The sequence below is a fragment of the Candidatus Moraniibacteriota bacterium genome (assembly GCA_028688415.1).
Taxonomy (GTDB): Bacteria; Patescibacteriota; Minisyncoccia; order Moranbacterales; family UBA1568; genus UBA1568.
This window is the reverse complement of record JAQTYF010000001.1, coordinates 874,100-892,353: the sequence shown is the minus strand read 5'-3', so window position 1 is coordinate 892,353 and position 18,254 is coordinate 874,100. Positions and strand designations below refer to the sequence as shown.

The window sequence follows — 18,254 nt, the reverse complement described above, 5'->3', positions numbered from 1 at the left end:
TTTATTTCTTGATCACAAAAGCATAATGATAACCTCCGACTGGCAGTTCTTTTTCTACTGTCAATCCAATGGCAGTCACAAGCGTGGTCAAATCTTCAGGACTGATACGAATTCCTGCATCAGGACCGACAAGCGTATCCTCGGCATTCCACTCCATCACGAGCATATGCCCACCCTTTTTGAGGATGCGTGAGGCTTCCTTCAAAATAATATCTTTCTTTTCATTTTGTAACAGAATATCTTTGAGAAGTACCCAGTCGATACTTTCCGGAGAAAGTCCACTTCCATTTTCTTTTTCGAGATTGGCTCGTTTGGGAGTGACATTGATAAGGTTCATCGTTTTTGCTCCACTCGTCACTGCCTCGAGAGAAGACGGGAGTATATCAAAAGCATATACTTTCCCTTCTGATCCAACACGTTTGGCAAATTCGAGAGAAAAGAATCCTGCACCACAACCAAAATCAGCAACAATATCCCCTTCTTGTATATCGAGAGCATTCACGATAGAGGTAGGATCAGTAAACGTCATCGCGAGTGGAGCATTCATAATAATAGAAAATATTTTATTTTTTATGTACTTTCAGTATACAACACAATAGACAGGATGGAAAACAAATCATCTTGCTCCAAATCCTTTTTTCCTGTACAACAGAAAGGTAGAAACTCTGGAAGTGTGGCGCCAGCCCAGAGCTGGTCCGCCTTGGTCGGAGAGTGGTTGTAATAAGATGGAAGCGTGGCCGAGTGGTTGAAGGCACCGCTCTCGAAAAGCGGCATACCGGTAACGGTATCGGAGGTTCGAATCCTCCCGCTTCCGCAAAATGAAAACTTCAGTTCTGGGCCCAAGGCCCATCAGCCTTGGGCTGAGAATCTCTCCCGCTTCCGCAGTGAACAACGGGTTTACCCCCACACCAATGCATTGGCGTGGGGGTTTACTCTAAGCCAAAATCGTGATACGGTATGAACACAAGCGGTAATATCGTTTTATGTTCAATTTTATCCAAACACTTTCACCGATGGTCCTTTACAGTATTCTTGCAGCACTCCTCTTGGGAGAAGTTCTTCTTTGTGGTTTCGTTATCGGGTTATTCATACAAAACAGACGCCTGAAAAAGAAATTGCATCTTTTCTTTTCTGGGAAAGAAGCCAAAGATCTTGAGAAGGTTCTTATCGATCAGTTGAACGAAACCAAAGCGCTCGATCAAGAAATTCAGGAACTCTTTGAAATTTCCAATCGATTACGGGAGCTGGCAATGAAAAGTGTGCATAAAACCGCTCTCATCCGCTTCAATCCATTCAAAGAAGTAGGGAGCAATCAAAGTTTCTGCGTCGCACTTCTCGATGGAAAGAATTCTGGGTTTGTGATTTCTTCTCTCCATACGAGGGAAGGCACGCGGGTCTATTCCAAGCCTATTGTCTCTGGAGAAGCAAACGGATTCCCGCTCACTGAAGAAGAAAAATCAGCCATAGAACAAGCAATCAACCCTTCTAAAAAACTTTCTCATAAACCTATCGTTTCCTAAAATCATCCTCTAATTTTGTATCACAAGCGCATCTATGACTGAAGAAACACTCGAGGAACAAGTATCCGAACCAATACCTCTCAAAAAAATTGCTCTCCCCTCCTCTGTAACGGTCAAGAAATTGAGCGAAATTTTGCAATTGCCAGTAGCAGCCGTCATTACCGAACTCATGAAAAATAATATCCTCGCAACTATCAACGAGGAGATTGATTTTGATACTGCAGGCATCATCGCATCAGACCTCGGGTTTGACGCGGAACATGCTGAAGAGAAAATCGAAGCCGGACAACTCACGGTAGAAGGACTAAACAAGATTCTTGATGAAGAAAAAAATTCTGGAAAAAACCTCTCTCCTCGCCCACCGATTGTCACAATCCTCGGTCATGTCGATCATGGCAAGACCACTCTCCTCGATACGATTCGCAAGGCAAACGTCGCAGGAGGTGAGGCTGGTGGTATCACTCAGCACATCAGTGCGTATCAGGTGAAGAAACACAAACAACTCATCACCTTTGTCGATACACCAGGACACGAAGCGTTTTCTGCTATGCGTAAACGCGGACTCTCTATTGCAGACATCGCCATCCTCGTCGTCGCTGCTGATGATGGTGTCCGTCCTCAGACCAAGGAAGTCATCCAATACCTCAAAGAACACAAACTCCCCGTCATCGTCGCTATCAACAAAATCGACAAACCAGATGCGAGACCAGATCGCGTCAAACAAGAACTCGCCGAACACGGCATCCTCTTCGAAGAATGGGGTGGTGATACGATGTGTACCGAAATCAGTGCCAAAAGTAACATCAATATTGACAAGCTTCTCGACAATATTCTGCTTCTTGCTGAAGTCGAAGACTTTCGTTCTGATCAAAAACGTGATGGACTCGCTATCGTTCTCGAATCCAATCTCGATCCACAAAAGGGTCCTGTCGCCACTGTCCTCATTCGTACCGGTACACTGAAAGTCGGTCAGGATGTCGTCGCGGGTGGCGCCTTTGGTCGTATTCGTCGTATCGAGGATTTCACCGGAAGAAGCATCGAAAAAGCCGATCCATCCGTCCCTGCCACCCTCTACGGATTCAACACGCCTCCACAGGTCAATGACATCGTTCAGGTGGTGACTGGCAAAGGTATCAACCGCTCAAAGCACAAAGAAACTGGCACAGTAAAAATGAACAAAATCCAGGACGATGATAGTGAGAAGAAAAAAGTTCCTTTCATTCTCAAAGCTGATGTTCAGGGTTCACTCGAAGCTATCGAACAAATACTCGGTGCTATCACGTCTGATGAAGTGGCTCTCGAGCTTATCTTCTCCGGTGTCGGTGCTATCACAGAATCAGATATCCGTACCGCAGAAAGTGCTCACGCTCTTGTCATCGGATTCAACAGTGAACCAACTCCCGTTGCCAAGCGTATGGCCGAAGGAAGCGGTGTACAAATCGAAACCTACAATATCATCTACAAACTCGTCGAAGCCGTCAAAGAACGACTCACCTCGATGCTCACTCCGGAAATCGTCCGCACAGATTCTGGTCGCCTCTCGGTTCTCGCTGTTTTCAAAACCGGCAAGCACGATATGATCGTCGGTGGACGCGTGAGTGAAGGCAAGATGCTCCGCGGATCGCTCATCGAAATCAAACGTGATGACGAAATCGTCGGCAGTGGCAAAATGATGAACCTCCAACAGAACAAACAGAATGCTGATGAGGTCAACCAGGGAAACGAATGCGGGGTCGTCTTTGAAGGAAATATGAAAATCGCCGTCGGCGACACCCTCATCTGCTACAAAGAAGAATCCAAAAAACGCACGCTCTAGAATATCTTCGAATAAAGAAAATACAGCGGTCGGACCGCTGTATTTTTATCTCTCGAAAATCTACGAATGATTATTTCAAGCCGTGCTTCATAAAACATTCTTTGTATGCCTGATCTGCTGTCATCAAATGATTGACGAGCCAATCCTCAAGGAAATCAACGAGACCAAAAGCGAGCATAATAGTGTCATCACCGCTTTCTTCCTGAAGTTTCGTCAGCATTGTATCAAACATCTGATGTTTCGCAATATGATCTTCTGTTCCGGCATATGCAAATTCCCTGAAATATTTTTCTTCTGTCACAAAATGAAATCGCTTGTATTCAACAAGCTTGTCAATAATAGAACGAAGCACTTCCTTGGTCGGAGTAGCATCTATAGCATCGATTAGATCATTGATAGTAGCAAACATCACCTTGTGTTGATTGTCGATAAGTTCAACGCCCACACTGTACTTTTCATTCCACTCAAGCTTCGCTCTGTTTGTGTTCATAAAAAAGAGGTGAATAATTACTTTTCAAGTATACACCCTTCATCAAAGAAAAAACACTTTTATTCGCTTCTGAAAATGTATTGGCAGAATAAGAAAATGTTGCTAGAGTTCAGAGTATGAAATATTCCATTCCACAACCTGTCGTAGATATCGTCGAAACCTTGCGAAAGGCTCATTTTGAGGCGTTTATCGTCGGTGGATGCGTCCGCGACCTCATCTTGCACCGTACGCCCAAAGACTGGGATATCACCACCAATGCCGTGCCAGAAGAAATCATCGCGCTGTTTCCTGAAAGTTTCTATGAGAACGATTTCGGTACTGTCGGCGTGAAAACACCTCGATTTATGGAAGTTCCTGACAGCACAAAAGAATATGACATCATCGAAGTGACGACGTACCGTACCGAAGGAAACTATGAAGACAATCGTCATCCGACCGATGTTCATTTCACACTTTCTCTCGAAGAAGATCTCGCGCGTCGTGACTTTACAATGAATGCGCTCGCCTATGGTCCTCGTACTACCAACGAATGGATACTTGTTGATCTATTCTCTGGCGCTCTTGATATAGAGAAGAAAATTATCCGCACAGTCGGTGATCCTCTCGAACGTTTTTCTGAGGATGCACTCCGACTGATGCGCGCCGTACGTTTTTGGTCAGAACTCCGCGATCCGAAAGAAGGAGACGTGGCAAAAAATTGGTGCATCGAAGACGAGACGTTTCAAGCACTCCAGAAACTTTCTGACAAGCTCTCTGCTATTTCCCAAGAACGTATCCGTGATGAACTCTCAAAAATTATTCTTTCCAATAGTCCGAGTGAGGGCGTACAAATGCTCCATGACACCAACCTCTTGCGATTCATCATCCCCGAACTCGAACTTGGTATCGGCGTCGGTCAGAACCTCCATCACGTCTATACTGTTTGGGAGCACAACCTCCGCGCCCTCGCGACCTGTCCATCGAAGAAACTCGATGTCCTCCTCGCTGCCCTCCTCCATGATGTCGGCAAACCAGCGACTAAGCGTGGGAATGGTCTTCATTCTACGTTCTACAATCACGACCATGTCGGTGCTCGTATGACAGAAAAGATTCTCACGCGTCTCCGTTTTTCGAAAAACACTATCAAGAAAGCGACCCTTCTCGTTGACAATCACCTCTTCTATTACAATGTCGATGAAGTGACCGAGGCCTCTGTAAGGCGTCTCATCAAACGTGTTGGTCTCGAAAATATGGATGATCTCATGGCTGTGCGTATCGGTGACAGACTCGGCTCCGGAGTGCCCAAGGCCAAGCCGTACAAACTCCGTCACCTGGAATATATGATCGACAAGGTGTCCAAGGACCCTGTCTCGGTAAAGATGCTCGCTCTCAAAGGCACTGATCTCATAGAAGTCCTCCGTATTCCTGCTGGTCCACAGATTGGGGCTCTTCTCGATGTTCTGCTTGCAGAAGCCATCGAAGATCCTGCAATCAACACAAAAGAAGCTCTCCTTAGTCGAGCAATGATTCTCAAAGAAAATCCTCTCGAGACACTCCGAACATTAGCAAAAGAAAAGATTGACGAAAAGCGAAAAGAAGAGAACAATCAGATAAAGAAGAAACACTGGGTGGAATAGAAAAATTTCAAATTTTTAATTTCAAATTTCAAAATAAATCTTAATTTCAAGTGTTTCAAAGTTTAAAAATTTTGCTTTTTATTTTAAAATTTAGAATTTATCATTCAGAGTTAAATAAACGGGGCATCGTATACCGGTAGTACGCACGATTCGGGTTCGTGTAGACTGAGTTCAATTCTCAGTGCCCCGACAAAATGTAAATATTCAAATATTTTTCAAAAGTTTTTAGATAAACCCGTCCGAAGCAACTTCGCGAAGTGGTTTCCTAAAAAACTTTTGAAAAAAATCTTCATCCTATTTAATACTCCTCTATGAAAATCATTGTCGAAGCCATCACTGAAAACCCTCTTTCTCTCATGCGTAAAGCAGGTTATGTCTTCCAGCGTCAAGAGGGAAATGAAATGAGTTTCGTGCGGGTGCTCGCAAGCGCTGGCTATCCTCGCTTCCACTCCTATACAAAACTTGATAAGATTACTCTGACAGTCAGTTTTCATCTCGATCAGAAGAAGCACACGTATGGCAACGACACTCGCCATCACGGAGAATATGAGAACGATGGTCCGATGAAAGAAGAATCACTCCGGCTTCTCAGTATTTTCGGAGAGAAAGCACGGATAGCCTAAGAAAAATGCCGAGATGGTGGAATGGTAGACACACTAGCCTTAGGAGCTAGCGGGAGCAATCCCATGAGAGTTCGAGTCTCTCTCTCGGCACCAAAGAGTTTCCGCCCAAGACGGATCAGCCTCGGGCTGGCGAGTCCCCGCCCGCATCGTGTCGCGTTGCGTTGCGGGCAAGCCTCCCACAGCCCACACAAAAAATAATTTCTTCTTCATGCACCACTCGTTCAATCCTTTTTTTTGGTTTCTCTTTGTTCTCGTGGTGAGTGTTTTTGTTCTGGGTACCGGATATCTCATACGCGATCATTATGCCTCTGCAACTGTCACGCTCAAAAAAGATGCTTCTACTGGTCCACGAGAGCCAATTATCGTTCATTTCTCACAGCCTATGCGTCCCGAGAGTCTCTCTGGAAAGATTCTCCTCTCAAAGAACTTTCCACTCGATATAGAGTGGCTGAAAGGAAATACCGAGGCTGTCCTCGTACCAAAAAATGATTGGCCTCTCGCTACCTCATTTGAACTCTCGGTCCTCGAAGGCAAGACGAAATATCTCACCAAAAGCACCGCAACAGTATTCGCTATCAAGACACTTGAAAAACCGACTATTGCGAGCATCACCCCTGCTCCTGGATCTCGTGATGTTCTCCTCGGTATCGAAGATCCTCTGAAGATAGTTTTCGATGAGTCTGTACAAGATTTCTATATTGATTTCCGTATTGATACTCTTCCGGCTGTCGTCAACGAAATCAATCCGGAACGAACAATATTTGAAGTACTTCCGCAATCTCCCCTTCTTCCAAACAAAGAATATGCTCTCGATATTTCCGTAAAATGGAAAGATGGGGATGATTCATCCCTCCTCCCAATTACTCATTCGACATTTACGACTGCTGCTCTTCCAAAAACGGCAGAGAATACGGACCCCACTTCACGCTCTGAATTCGCCAAGAAATCCACACAACCGAAGAAAACAACTGGGAAATACATCGACATAAGCCTGGCAAGTCAAACGATGACCCTTTTTGAAAACGGTCAGACAATCGATGTCTATATCGTATCTTCAGGCAAACGAGGTATGGATACACCGACAGGAGAGTTCTCTATTCATAATAAATCTGATCGTCCCTGGTCAAAAAAATATGGCCTCTATATGCCTTATTGGATGGCATTTGTCCCGAGTGGACTCTTTGGTATTCATGAGCTTCCTGAATGGCCAGGTGGCTACAAAGAAGGAGCAAATCATCTCGGGACACCTGTCTCTCACGGTTGTGTCCGTCTCGGTGTCGGTCCTGCGAAACGCGTTTTCGAATGGGCGGACGTCGGCACGCCTGTTATCATTTACTGAAACATCAAAAAAAACCACCCTGAATTGTCTCAGGGTGGTTTCTTCTTTAGTTATAGACTTTGTCAAAATAGATCTCTACGTCATTGATCCATTTTTGTACGCTCGTACTGCTGTGTCCACTGCAGTTCCATCCACATTTCCAGACAATAAATTCTTCTGGACTCTTGAGCTCATATTTTTTTACGAGTGTGTCAATTCTTTTTCCGACGACCGCTACAGCTTCTCTCCGACTCCCAAAACATCCGTGTCCCATCTCGATACCGCGACTCCCTGCGCCACGATACCCCCAATAATTGAAACAGTCATTCCCAGACTCATCGACAGGGACGCGCTTGCCCCAGTTGCTCTCTTTCTTGGCAATAGCAACAAGAAATGATGCGGTCATTTTATCATGAGTAGCAATGAGCGGAGCCATACGTTCGATAGGATATCCATCAACGACCGTGCGTACGTGTTGTTCGAGAAGGAGATGCGGATTGGGAGCATCTACTGGCAGATCGGCATAGAGCTGATTGACCGACAGAGATGATACATAAAGAAGCCCTGTCAGAGTGAGGCTGACAGCAAGAAAAATAATGTAAGAAAGAGTCGGAGAAAGAGAAATAACTCTCACGCTAAGAGAGCTTTTTCTTCTTTGAATGGTAAAAAATGAGTGTTTCATATATTTTTATATTTGGCTCTATACGGCCATGAGAAAGAAAAAACGGATACCCTTGTGGCACCCGTTTCTTTAGTTCTATACCTATTATAGCACATTCAAAGGAAAAAATCAAATATTTTCTTTGAGGTCGATACTTTTCAAAAAAGAAGCGCGGGCAGAACCCTTGAGCGTACGTGATTGACCAGGCTTCAGAGCACCAATATGTATACCCATAATACGAGTACGAACAAGTTTTTCTACCGTAAGATGTACGGTATCGAGCATCCGTCTGATCTGATGTTTCTTGCCTTCAGTCAGAATAATGACGAGCGTATGAGGTCCGAGTAATTGAACCTTCTTCGCAGAAAGCAATTCCCCTTCACTTTCGATACCAGACTCGAGAATATTTTTTGCACTCGGTAAAACTTTCTCACGAACCGTGACGAGATATTCTTTCTCGTGTGCAAAGCGTGGGTGGAGCAATCTCTCTGTCACTCGTCCATCGTCAGTAAGGAGGATCAATCCCTCGGATGCTTTATCGAGACGTCCCATGGGAAACAGGTTAGGGAATGGCGAAATGTCTTTAATCTCACTTTCGTATTCTTCTTGTTTGGAATGAGTGATGATGCCACGTGGTTTGTAGTAGGCAACATAGGTGTATGTCTCTGCACTATGTTTTTTATCACGCTTCACATCGACATGATCGGTGCTTTCGACACGATCACCAAGTTTCGCCTTAATTCCATTGATTTCTACCAAACCAGACGCGACAAGCTCATCTGCACCACGACGTGTGGCCAGTCCTTGCATCGCGAGATAGCGATTGATACGAATAGGGAATACAATTTTTTCTGTCATAAGCATGTCGTAAATTGAAAGTATGACAGGATAAAGACAAAAGGTCAATACTGTTACTCTGCAGGAGGAAGAGTCGTGGTAGAGAACTTGTTTTTCCACCAAGTACGGACGGACGGAATGAGGTTACGAGAGAAAATACGGATAAGTACAAGAATGAATACGATACTGAGAGATGTGGCATAGAGCGTCTTCATCCACCATTCTGTAGAGTCTGTTCCGGTAAGAAAACCGTGCAAGAGAAAAAGAATGTACGATATCGCTGAGAGATAATGAAGGGTACGCCATACTTTTGGTGGGATCTTGGAGCGAAACTCTGAAGTAAAAATGAGAATAAGGAGTAAATAGAAAGCGATAACACCGAGAGAGACTGTCAGTCCGACATTGTATCCGAGCGCTGTCTGGAAATTGCGTGTCATGATAAATGGAACAAACATTTCAACAATTTTCATCTTCATAAAATTGTCGAAGAAAAAACTCGCGAAATGGAGGACAACTGTTCCGAGAGCCAGCCAAGAAATGAATCGATGCGTCTCATAAGCGGTCGCACCAGGGACAAATTTCATAAAAGCACGAGAACTGATGATGAGACCGAAAATCACTACTCCTGTCAAAAGAACAAAAGCAAGGATGCCGCTCGCACGACCGATATACCAAGCAAATTTTTCCGGACTCCCGAGAAGACCTGGATCTGGTCGAGTAAGAAGAATGAGCTCTGAACTCATCGGATCGAGAGGGTCTGTACCGTCGAGTATCTCATCACCATCTCCTCTTCCGTCATTATCCGTATCAAAAACTAATGGATCAGTATGATACATGTCCACTTCTGCTGTATCGATCAAACCATCCACATCCGCATCCTTGATTGCCCCAAGAACAGGAGAAATCTGAAAACTCAGTGCGAATAAGAGAAAGAGAAAGAAGATATTTTGTTTATATTTTCCATTCATAGTCTTTGAAAAAAGGTGTTCGAGTTATTTTTTTCTCTTCACCAACGAATAATGCCTGAATATTTTTCTTTTGTGCAAAAGCGAGTCCTTTTTCAAGTCCCAGAATAAAGAGTGTTTTTGCCCATATATCAGCCTCTGTAGCTGTTTCTGCGATGACAGTTACCTGTACCAATCCCGATCGCGCACTTGCCTGACGCTTCGGATCAATAATGTGATGATGGTGTATACCTTGATGATGCCAATGACGACGATTGATACCAGATGTCGCAACCGCACGATCTTTGAGAATGAGCGTTGTTAGAATTTCTGTTTTTTCGAAAGAATTTTCTATATCGATCGAAAAGTAATCAAGATTCTGATCTTTGTCACCACCGAACATCCTCATATCACCTCCTGCATCTACTATACCATTTGTATATTTTTTTGAAAGGAGGAGGGCGACCTTATCTACGATATACCCCTTGCCGATACCACCAAAGTCTATGAGGAGATTTTTTGGTTTGTGCACTCTTTGTTCTGTTTCATCAAAAACAAGCTGAGAAAATGTTTCTTTTTTTTCCGATATTTCTGATACAACGTTTCCTTTGTATCCAATCATCTCCAATACAGGCAAGATACTCGGATCAAACACTCCTTCTGTCTGTTCATAGAACTGTTTACTTTTTTGTAAAAGAAACAAAAATTCTTCGGATACCTTCCCTCCAGATGAACAGTTGAACAATGAGAGTTCGCTCGTCTCTCGGAAACGACTGAATCGAGCCTCAAAATCACGAAACATCTGAAAACTCTGATCAATATCTTCTTGCATCTCTTGCTTCGAATACTGCTCGGAAAAAAGCTTTATGAAGATATCTGTCTTCATAATCGAGCCCTTTTCCTCATGTTCAGTTGATTGCCACGATTTCATAGGAGTCGAGGATGCCGTTACCGTTTTCATCATTTTCTTGTTCATAATAAGCAAAGTCATCTTCATCTTTGTGCGTATCGAACGCATTGGCAATACCATCATTGTCATCATCCGTAAAGAATTCTTTTTCTGAGATAGTAGGGTGTGGATCAAGTCCATCTACTATCGAATCTCGATCCGTATCTTTCGTAAAAATAGGGTCAAGAGTGATGACTACTTTTTCGACGTACACTGTTTTATACACAGGTTTCACTTTGACAACTTTCTGTTCATATCTTTCTTCATAATCCTCATCTTCGTCTTCTTCATCATCATCCTCATCTTCGTCTTCATCGTCGTCAGCATAAGCGACAGGAACAATTTGTTTTATGTAACTCTGAAAAGAAAGACTGGGTCCGCCAAAAGACACTCCTATCAGGAGAAGAATGGCGGAGAAAAATGCTATTTTTTGTATAAATTTTTTGAACATATTCTTTTATGATGTTTTTGTTTGACGAATGCTTGCTGGCTTTGTAGCCTGTGTCGATACCGTATTCTTTGGTGTCACAATCTGAGGATTCACAACTTCTTTCGGAATGGTTACTACAGGAAAACGTTTCTCTGTCTGAAAAGCTACTTTATTTGCTGTTCCTGTCGCTACAATGCCCTCCTGAAAAAAGTTTCCCCAAAAAGTGAAGAGGCCTGTCAAGAGAAAGAAAGAGGCGACCCAAAATGAAAATGATATTTTTTTGTGCATAGGAATGTTTTCTGAATATTTCTTTTAAGAAGTTTTCGTCGTGCGAGTAGATTTCGGCTTGGATGTCTGTGTACTTTTGACATTACTTTTCGTAGCCACTGGCACAAGTTGCTTCACTGGCACGGTCGTTACGGTTTGTTTTTTCTTCTGTTCTACCAACGTTGGCTGGTTCTTGAGTAACGTTTTATATTGCTCTTGCGCAACAGCCATTGCATCCTTGGAAGCAGCACGACTCTCCGCAATGCTCTGAAGGTACGCTTGACGGGCCTGTTCTATCTCGCGAGCATTGATGAGAAATTGTTCTTGATCAGTTTTCGCCTTCGCAAGACGTCGATCTTCTTCAACAGCGAGTACGGCAAAAAAAGATCCTATCGAAAGGAGAAGAAAGAAGGACACAAGAATGATACGGAGAACTATTTTATTCATCATATATTTTTTTCGATTGTTTTCTACTTACTTAAGTATATCATATTGATTAACACTCATTTGTTTTTTCTTTTTCACTAAAAGAAAAATGTCTCTACGTATTATAATAGACGTCTCTTGACGAAAAATCTTACATTCTCGTTTATTCATACCGAAGAGCTTCGATGGGAATCAGATTTGCTGCTCTTTTTGCTGGATAAAAGCCGAAAACGATCCCTACGAAAGCGGAAACGCCAAATGCCAAGAAAACCGATGAAGGAGCTACGACAGTGACCAATCCAGCAAGCTTCGAGACAAGAAGTGATGCCATCCATCCAAGCAATACACCGAGTATCCCTCCAAAAAAGGTGAGGACTATTGCTTCTGAGAGAAATTGCCACAAAATATATTCTTTCCGAATACCCACCGCTTTACGAAGACCTATTTCTCTCGTCCGTTCTGTCACGGTCGTAAGCATCATATTCATAATACCGATACCTCCGACAAGAAGCGATATGCCAGCGATCGAAGCCAGAAGAATAGTGAATGTTCCTGTAATACTCGATGCTGTGGCAATAATATCTGCCTGATTCATGAGATTGAAATCCGCAGAGGCGGGATCGGTGATTGCATGCCTCTGTAACAGAAGAGCTGTCACCTGTTCCTGTACTGATACCACAACATCTGAACTCTCTGCTGCAATACCGATAGAAGAAACAAAAATATTTCCTGAAAGAAAATGTTGAGCGGTGGTGAGAGGGACATAGACCGAATCATCGGGATTCGAGAAACCACTTCCACCTTTAGCGAGAGTCACGCCAATCACTTCAAAGTCAATGTTCTTGATACGAATATTCTGTCCGATAGGGTCTGTGCCAATACCAAACAAATCGTCCCTCGTCGTTGGTCCAAGGACAACAACTTTTGCAGAACTCTTCACCTGATTATTCGTTATGAATGTACCTGAATCGATAGTGACATTTCTCACCATAAGATAATCAGGTACAGTGCCTACTACCTGTGTGTTAGTATTGGTGCCCTTGGCTGTCATCTGATATCGTTTTGATACCTCTGGAGCAACCGCTTTGACTCCCGATACATCGCTTCCGAGAGCAGTAGCGTCATCAAAAGTAAGGGTGTCTGCACTCCCCCTCCCTGCGCTTACACTGCTTCCTCTCGCGGCACCCGGAGAAACGATAATGAGATTCGATCCGATAGATTGAATACTCTTTGCAATAGAATTTTGTGCACCCTGACCAATAGACACCATCGTAATCACCGACGCAATACCGATAACAATACCTAAAATAGTCAGTCCTGATCTGATTTTATTGGCCGACAATGACCACAATGTCTCTTGTAAAATATCTGATACGATCATTGTATTCTTCTTTAAAAAATATTTTATTTGACGAAAAATTCCAGGAAACAAATCAATTTCTCTGCGTATCACTTTCTATTTTTCCATCACGAAAAGAAATAATACGATCAGCAAAATTTGCAATTTCTGGTTCATGTGTGATGAGGATAATAGTATGTCCTTGTTCATGAAGTTCTTGGAAGGCTCGCATCACGATATGGCTCGTCTTTGTATCGAGATTCCCTGTTGGTTCATCGGCAAGGATGATTGCTGGGTCGTTGATGAGGGCTCTTGCGATAGCCACTCTCTGTATCTGCCCTCCAGAAAGCTGATTTGAGAGATTCTGAAATTTACTTTCCTCAAGACCGGCATATTTGAGACATTGTCTTGCTCGTTTTTCACGTTCTTCTTTGGTCGTATCAGTATAGAGAAGTGGCAACATCACATTGCGAAGCACTGTAGTCCTCGGAAGGAGATTGAATGCCTGAAAAACAAAGCCAATTTTCTGCTGACGCAAAGAAGAAAGCTCATCATCATCAAGCTTCGAAACTTCTCTCTTATCGAGAAAATATGTCCCACTGGTTGGTATCTCGAGAGCACCAAGAATATGCATAAGTGTCGATTTTCCTGATCCAGATGGACCGATAATAGAGACAAATGCTCCTTTTTCTATATGAAATGAGACATTGTCGAGTGCTTTGGTTTCGACATCGCCATTCACATATATTTTTGTGAGGTTTCTACATTCGATCATACGTAGAGAAAGTTACACTTTTTTTGATTATCCTCGTCCACCCATTCCTGGTATACGGATTCCACTTCCTGTTGTTGGTGTGGTCGTTTTTGCATTTGGATCAACTGTTTGTGTCACAACAGCATCGCCAACGCTAATACCTTTCACGATTTCCGTCTGCGTATTATTGGCGATTCCTATTTCTATCATCCGTTGTTCAGGAAGCCCTGTTTTACTATTCAATACTTCCACGTATGTTTTGTTCCCTCGCATTTTGAGAGCACTATTTGGCACGATGATGACATCTTGTTTCACATTCGTAATAATTTTTGCAGAAACACTCATACTCGGACGAAGCCTCTCGTCTGTCATGTCGAGACCAATAATGATTTTGTAATTCACGATTCCCTGCGTTATCGTACCGAGCGCATCCATTTTTTCTACTTTTCCAGGAATAGTCAATCCGTCGAGAGCACTGTAAGTCATAGTAACTTTTTGCCCAAGAGAGACATTGGCAATGTCCACTTCATTTACCTCTACTTCTGCTTTGAGCGTCTCTAAATCGCCAATAATCATCGGTGCTTGACTCGTACTGCTCTTTGAGAGACGGCTCAAATCATCACCGTTCTTTATATTGATGGCATTGACAGTACCGTTGATAGGAGATGTCACCTGTCGCTTCGCAGAATCACTCACAGCATTTCTATAATTCAATTCTGCAACTAACAAGCTTTGTTCAGCTATTTTAATTTTTTCTTTCAAAATGTTTCGATCGCGTTCAGTATCTGTTCCTCCATCTCTCGCATTACTCAAATTTGCTTTTGCTTGACTAACACTTATTTGTGCATTCTGCAAAGATACAAGAGACTGCAATTTACTCGTCACGAGATCTTCGTTGATAATAGTAAAAAGTAATTGATCCTTTTTCACGGTATCACCGACGTTTACTGCCACATTTGCCACTGTCCCCGTGATGGTCGGATCCACTGTGGCCAGTTGATCAACCACTATATTTCCACTTCCAGAAATAGCAGTAGTGATAGTGCCCTTTTCGGCTTGCGTCGTCACATATTTCACTGTCCCTGTCTTACTTTGTGTGCTGTTATACCAAAAATACCCTCCAAGAGCCACAAGTATGACGAGACCAATAGTATATTTTTTTTTCATACTTCTCTCTTCTTATTGATTATTTCCTTGTTTGAAGACACGTATGAAATCAGCTTTCACAACGCCATTGTCATCAGGCTTACCAACCACTACCACATTGTCATCTTTCGCGATGTCACCCAAAGTGATACTCTCATTATTTCTTTTTATGAGTGTTCCTTCGGTTATAGTAATTGTATTTTCTTTGTTGTCTCTATCGATCACTATGATACTCGTATCAGAAACAGAGAGTACTATGCCCGCAATACCATGAGCGTTTCGAAAATCACGTCCACTCAATTTTTCAGCGATTCCAAAACGGTTCATCATACTCCCTCCTTGAGGGATCATTCTTTCTCTCCCACGCTCATCTCTTATCATATTGCCTCGTCCGCCGACAAAGTTTTGTTCATAATTCTGTCCCCATGCATACGAAAACTTTGCCTTGTGAATACCAACAGCGATACCAGCAGAAAAGCTCAAAAGAGCAACAATAAGCACTCCGACAATGATGATGATCCCCTTAAAATATTTTGACGGCATAATTTCTTTCACGTTCATAGGATGGTTTTTTGAAAAATTACAATGTTATTTGCTTAATAACTATAACGATGTTTTTGTATCATTCCGGCAGACATACCAAGAAACAAGAGAAAAATAAATGTTGGAATGAAAATCAAGAGAAGAGGTATGACTGGAATCGTTTCGAGAAGGAGCAATGAAAACTCATTCCAATAGCTTGTTACGATAGAGAAATCAGAAAAGAAAAGCGTGAGAATACTCCAGAATTCAGATTGCACAAACGCTCCTCCAAAGAGAAACGCCATAGAGACCAAGGCTGTTCCAGAGAAAAGAAGTCCTGCATAGGTACTATACATACGTCGTCTCAATCGCGCACTCTGAAGCGATGTAATAGTCAGAAAAATTTCACCTTGGAAATCTTCCCTCGGCTGATACATCTTCATATTTTTGAAAATAGTTCGGAGTGTTTGCATACAGTATTGATTCTACAGATTAATACGAGCTTCCTTCCTTTTCAGACGCAGATTCATCAAAAAAGGCTTTTTTAAGCAACTTCAGAGCTCTCTGATGACGACTTTTGATGGTGTTATAGGGTTCGTCGAGAATATGAGCGATTTCTCTGAGAGAAAAATCTTCTCGATATGCCAGAACAAGAAGAATACGGTACAGCTCAGGAACCCTTGCCAGAGCTCGTTCCAAATCCTCAATTCTTTCTGCATTTTCCATTACCTCATTCGGAAGCAAGGCGTCTTCATCGATAACTTCCAAAGTATTTTCCCCTTCTTCATCGACAAAAGAAGAAAATGGAATACTTTTTTTCTTTTTCAAATAATCGTACAAAGTATTTTTGGCAATAGTAAAAATCCATGTCTTGAAACTCTTGTTCTGGTCAAGACGATCGATATTCTTCCAGACTTTGATAAAGGTTTCTTGAACGATATCTTCTGTTACCTGCTCTTCATGAGTAAATTGAAAAATGAAATTATAAAGACGAGACAAATACTGTTTCGTCAACATTTCGAAAGCCTGATCATCACCATTGAGGAAACGGGATATTAATTGTTGATCATCTTGCATCATATGTTTCTTCGGAATCTCTTCAGATTTTATTATGAAAATTCTCAATAATACAGCAATACTGTTTTATTTTTTCATTTTTCTCTCGACGTTTATTCTAGCATACAAAAAAACCACCTCCTTACGAGAGAGTGGTTTTTTGTTTCATTCAATTCTTTTCAATTATTCCTTGACAATCAACTTGCCAAACTGACCACCTTGTTTATGCCCAGGAACAGAACAATAGTACTCGAATTCTCCTGCCTTATCAGCAGTAAACTCGATCACTACTTCTTGGTTGAGTGGGGTCATCTGCTTGATACCATAAGAATCAAGAGTGAAATCGTGCGTGCCTTTGGTATTGGTCACTTTGATACGAACGAGATCCCCTTTATTGACGATGATTTCTTTGAGCGAAAACCATTTACCAGTGGCATCATAGTACGATGTCATCGAAAATTCTTTTGCTTCGACTTTTTGTGCCTCTGTATCAGATTTCTTCTGTTTCTTCACTTTTTCTGATTGTTCAGTCTTGTTCTTCAAAAGTCCTAATCTCGAAAGTTTGTTTTTCTCATACTTCGCACCAATATAGAACATACTTCCTGCTACAAGGAGCAAAACGAGAGCAGAAATGAGTGTTTTTTTCTTATAACCCAATATTTTTTCTTCTTCTGAAGTATTGATTTCTTCCATAATGTTTCTCTCTTTTATATGATTACCGTTTGGATATCATATCATAGAAACATGGTTTTTACTATCAGCAAACATCACATCTTCTCTCGTATTATATCTTCTCTGACGTTTCTTTTTCTGTAGAGATCCGCAAGAATATTTCACGTAATCGCACATACCAGAGATGACAACCTTCATCATTCGGGTGTATACCATCGGGCGAAAAAAATCGACATGGATGTTTTCTGAAAGGATCCGTTTCTCGTTCTTCGAAGAAATCGACATAAGAAGTATTCTGTTCACGAGTTATTCGGAGAAATATTTCACGAATTTTTCGCGTCCGGTTTTCGAAAAAAGAATTGAAAGGAAAAAAGAGAAAAGGGAGATTCCCTATATTCCCAGAGGAACAGATAATGACATTATCATGACTTATTTTCTTTGCTTCTGTCACGATGTATTCAATACGTCTCGCAAAATATTTTAGAGATCGTAACGTCAGTGTATCGATACCTCCAATTTGGATGATAACAAAATCAACGGGCGAGTGATGATGGTCTCTCAAGTAAAGAGCGAGTTCTCTTGTGCCGCTACCAACAATAGCTTTATTCTCGATAGAAAGAGTATCAAATTCTGTTCCCAGTCGACCAATAAGAGAAAACTCAGGTCGACTCACACCTGTACCAGCAATCACACTATCTCCCAAGATAAGGACTTTTTTACCATCACGTTTCACAGAATACGGCCGTGTTTGTTTGCCAAGATATTTGGCAATACTGCCGAAGAAAGCAAACAAAAGTCCCTGTAAAATCAGGATAAAAGCAATAAAGATTCCGAACCACAAAAACAATTCCATATTCCTCTAAAAAAG

22 protein-coding genes and 2 tRNA genes are annotated in these 18,254 nt (G+C 42.2%); 7 read left to right on the top strand and 17 right to left on the bottom strand.

Features of this window, described 5'->3' with window-relative positions; genetic code table 11:
- Position 1: 1 nt before the first annotated feature.
- The gene (locus tag PHH40_04365) at positions 2–547 is read right to left on the bottom strand and encodes a methyltransferase domain-containing protein (GenBank protein MDD2766958.1); all 546 of its coding nucleotides are present in this window, start codon (positions 545–547) and stop codon (positions 2–4) included.
- 180 nt (positions 548–727) lie between these two features.
- Between PHH40_04365 and PHH40_04360 the strand changes: the two genes are divergently transcribed.
- The 3 genes from PHH40_04360 to infB all read left to right on the top strand — a co-directional run bounded on the left by PHH40_04360 (position 728) and on the right by infB (position 3,336).
- Positions 728–814: transfer RNA gene (locus tag PHH40_04360), tRNA-Ser, on the top strand.
- A 169-nt stretch (positions 815–983) separates the two neighbouring features.
- Positions 984–1,520, top strand: coding sequence for a DUF4446 family protein (locus PHH40_04355; protein MDD2766957.1), 537 nt, complete (start codon positions 984–986; stop codon positions 1,518–1,520).
- Positions 1,521–1,554: 34 nt separating this feature from the next.
- On the top strand, positions 1,555–3,336 hold the full coding sequence (gene infB, locus PHH40_04350; protein MDD2766956.1) for a translation initiation factor IF-2: 1,782 nt from the start codon (positions 1,555–1,557) through the stop codon (positions 3,334–3,336).
- 70 nt (positions 3,337–3,406) lie between these two features.
- Here infB and PHH40_04345 read toward each other — a convergent pair whose 3' ends face one another.
- The gene (locus PHH40_04345; GenBank protein MDD2766955.1) at positions 3,407–3,826 is read right to left on the bottom strand and encodes a bacteriohemerythrin; all 420 of its coding nucleotides are present in this window, start codon (positions 3,824–3,826) and stop codon (positions 3,407–3,409) included.
- Between the two features lie 116 nt (positions 3,827–3,942).
- On the opposite strand from PHH40_04345, the gene PHH40_04340 reads away from it, so the two are divergent.
- From PHH40_04340 to PHH40_04325, 4 genes are all read left to right on the top strand, one after another.
- Complete coding sequence (locus PHH40_04340; protein ID MDD2766954.1) at positions 3,943–5,442, top strand: HDIG domain-containing protein; 1,500 nt, start codon at positions 3,943–3,945, stop codon at positions 5,440–5,442.
- A 311-nt stretch (positions 5,443–5,753) separates the two neighbouring features.
- The gene (locus tag PHH40_04335) at positions 5,754–6,065 is read left to right on the top strand and encodes a hypothetical protein (protein MDD2766953.1); all 312 of its coding nucleotides are present in this window, start codon (positions 5,754–5,756) and stop codon (positions 6,063–6,065) included.
- Between the two features lie 7 nt (positions 6,066–6,072).
- Positions 6,073–6,158: transfer RNA gene (locus tag PHH40_04330), tRNA-Leu, on the top strand.
- A gap of 115 nt (positions 6,159–6,273) precedes the next feature.
- Positions 6,274–7,404: a L,D-transpeptidase family protein gene (locus tag PHH40_04325; protein ID MDD2766952.1), complete on the top strand. Its 1,131-nt coding sequence runs from the start codon at positions 6,274–6,276 to the stop codon at positions 7,402–7,404.
- Positions 7,405–7,450: 46 nt separating this feature from the next.
- Here the strand turns inward: PHH40_04325 and PHH40_04320 are convergent, their stop codons facing one another.
- The 15 genes from PHH40_04320 to PHH40_04250 form a co-directional block, all read right to left on the bottom strand.
- On the bottom strand, positions 7,451–8,065 hold the full coding sequence (locus tag PHH40_04320; protein ID MDD2766951.1) for a hypothetical protein: 615 nt from the start codon (positions 8,063–8,065) through the stop codon (positions 7,451–7,453).
- Positions 8,066–8,173: 108 nt separating this feature from the next.
- The gene (locus PHH40_04315) at positions 8,174–8,902 is read right to left on the bottom strand and encodes a pseudouridine synthase (protein ID MDD2766950.1); all 729 of its coding nucleotides are present in this window, start codon (positions 8,900–8,902) and stop codon (positions 8,174–8,176) included.
- 53 nt (positions 8,903–8,955) lie between these two features.
- The gene (locus tag PHH40_04310) at positions 8,956–9,849 is read right to left on the bottom strand and encodes a ferric reductase-like transmembrane domain-containing protein (GenBank protein ID MDD2766949.1); all 894 of its coding nucleotides are present in this window, start codon (positions 9,847–9,849) and stop codon (positions 8,956–8,958) included.
- On the bottom strand, positions 9,833–10,801 hold the full coding sequence (locus PHH40_04305; protein ID MDD2766948.1) for an FAD:protein FMN transferase: 969 nt from the start codon (positions 10,799–10,801) through the stop codon (positions 9,833–9,835). Before PHH40_04305 ends, PHH40_04310 begins: the two co-directional genes overlap by 17 nt.
- Positions 10,734–11,225, bottom strand: coding sequence for a hypothetical protein (locus PHH40_04300; protein MDD2766947.1), 492 nt, complete (start codon positions 11,223–11,225; stop codon positions 10,734–10,736). Before PHH40_04300 ends, PHH40_04305 begins: the two co-directional genes overlap by 68 nt.
- 6 nt (positions 11,226–11,231) lie before the next feature.
- A complete protein-coding gene (locus tag PHH40_04295) occupies positions 11,232–11,492 on the bottom strand; it encodes a hypothetical protein (GenBank protein ID MDD2766946.1) in 261 nt (86 codons plus the stop codon).
- Positions 11,493–11,516: 24 nt separating this feature from the next.
- Complete coding sequence (locus tag PHH40_04290; GenBank protein MDD2766945.1) at positions 11,517–11,921, bottom strand: hypothetical protein; 405 nt, start codon at positions 11,919–11,921, stop codon at positions 11,517–11,519.
- 139 nt (positions 11,922–12,060) lie between these two features.
- Positions 12,061–13,278: an ABC transporter permease gene (locus PHH40_04285; protein ID MDD2766944.1), complete on the bottom strand. Its 1,218-nt coding sequence runs from the start codon at positions 13,276–13,278 to the stop codon at positions 12,061–12,063.
- A gap of 52 nt (positions 13,279–13,330) precedes the next feature.
- Entirely contained in the window at positions 13,331–14,011 is a 681-nt protein-coding gene (locus tag PHH40_04280) for an ABC transporter ATP-binding protein (protein MDD2766943.1), read from the bottom strand.
- A 27-nt stretch (positions 14,012–14,038) separates the two neighbouring features.
- Positions 14,039–15,157: an efflux RND transporter periplasmic adaptor subunit gene (locus PHH40_04275; protein ID MDD2766942.1), complete on the bottom strand. Its 1,119-nt coding sequence runs from the start codon at positions 15,155–15,157 to the stop codon at positions 14,039–14,041.
- 12 nt (positions 15,158–15,169) lie between these two features.
- Complete coding sequence (locus PHH40_04270; protein ID MDD2766941.1) at positions 15,170–15,697, bottom strand: hypothetical protein; 528 nt, start codon at positions 15,695–15,697, stop codon at positions 15,170–15,172.
- Positions 15,698–15,732: 35 nt separating this feature from the next.
- Entirely contained in the window at positions 15,733–16,131 is a 399-nt protein-coding gene (locus PHH40_04265) for a hypothetical protein (protein MDD2766940.1), read from the bottom strand.
- Between the two features lie 19 nt (positions 16,132–16,150).
- Complete coding sequence (locus PHH40_04260; protein ID MDD2766939.1) at positions 16,151–16,738, bottom strand: RNA polymerase sigma factor; 588 nt, start codon at positions 16,736–16,738, stop codon at positions 16,151–16,153.
- A 159-nt stretch (positions 16,739–16,897) separates the two neighbouring features.
- Positions 16,898–17,407 carry a cupredoxin domain-containing protein gene (locus PHH40_04255; protein ID MDD2766938.1) on the bottom strand — a complete coding sequence of 170 codons (510 nt, stop codon included), beginning with the start codon at positions 17,405–17,407 and terminating at the stop codon, positions 16,898–16,900.
- Positions 17,408–17,498: 91 nt separating this feature from the next.
- A complete protein-coding gene (locus PHH40_04250) occupies positions 17,499–18,239 on the bottom strand; it encodes an SGNH/GDSL hydrolase family protein (GenBank protein MDD2766937.1) in 741 nt (246 codons plus the stop codon).
- Between the last annotated feature and the right edge of the window lie 15 nt (positions 18,240–18,254).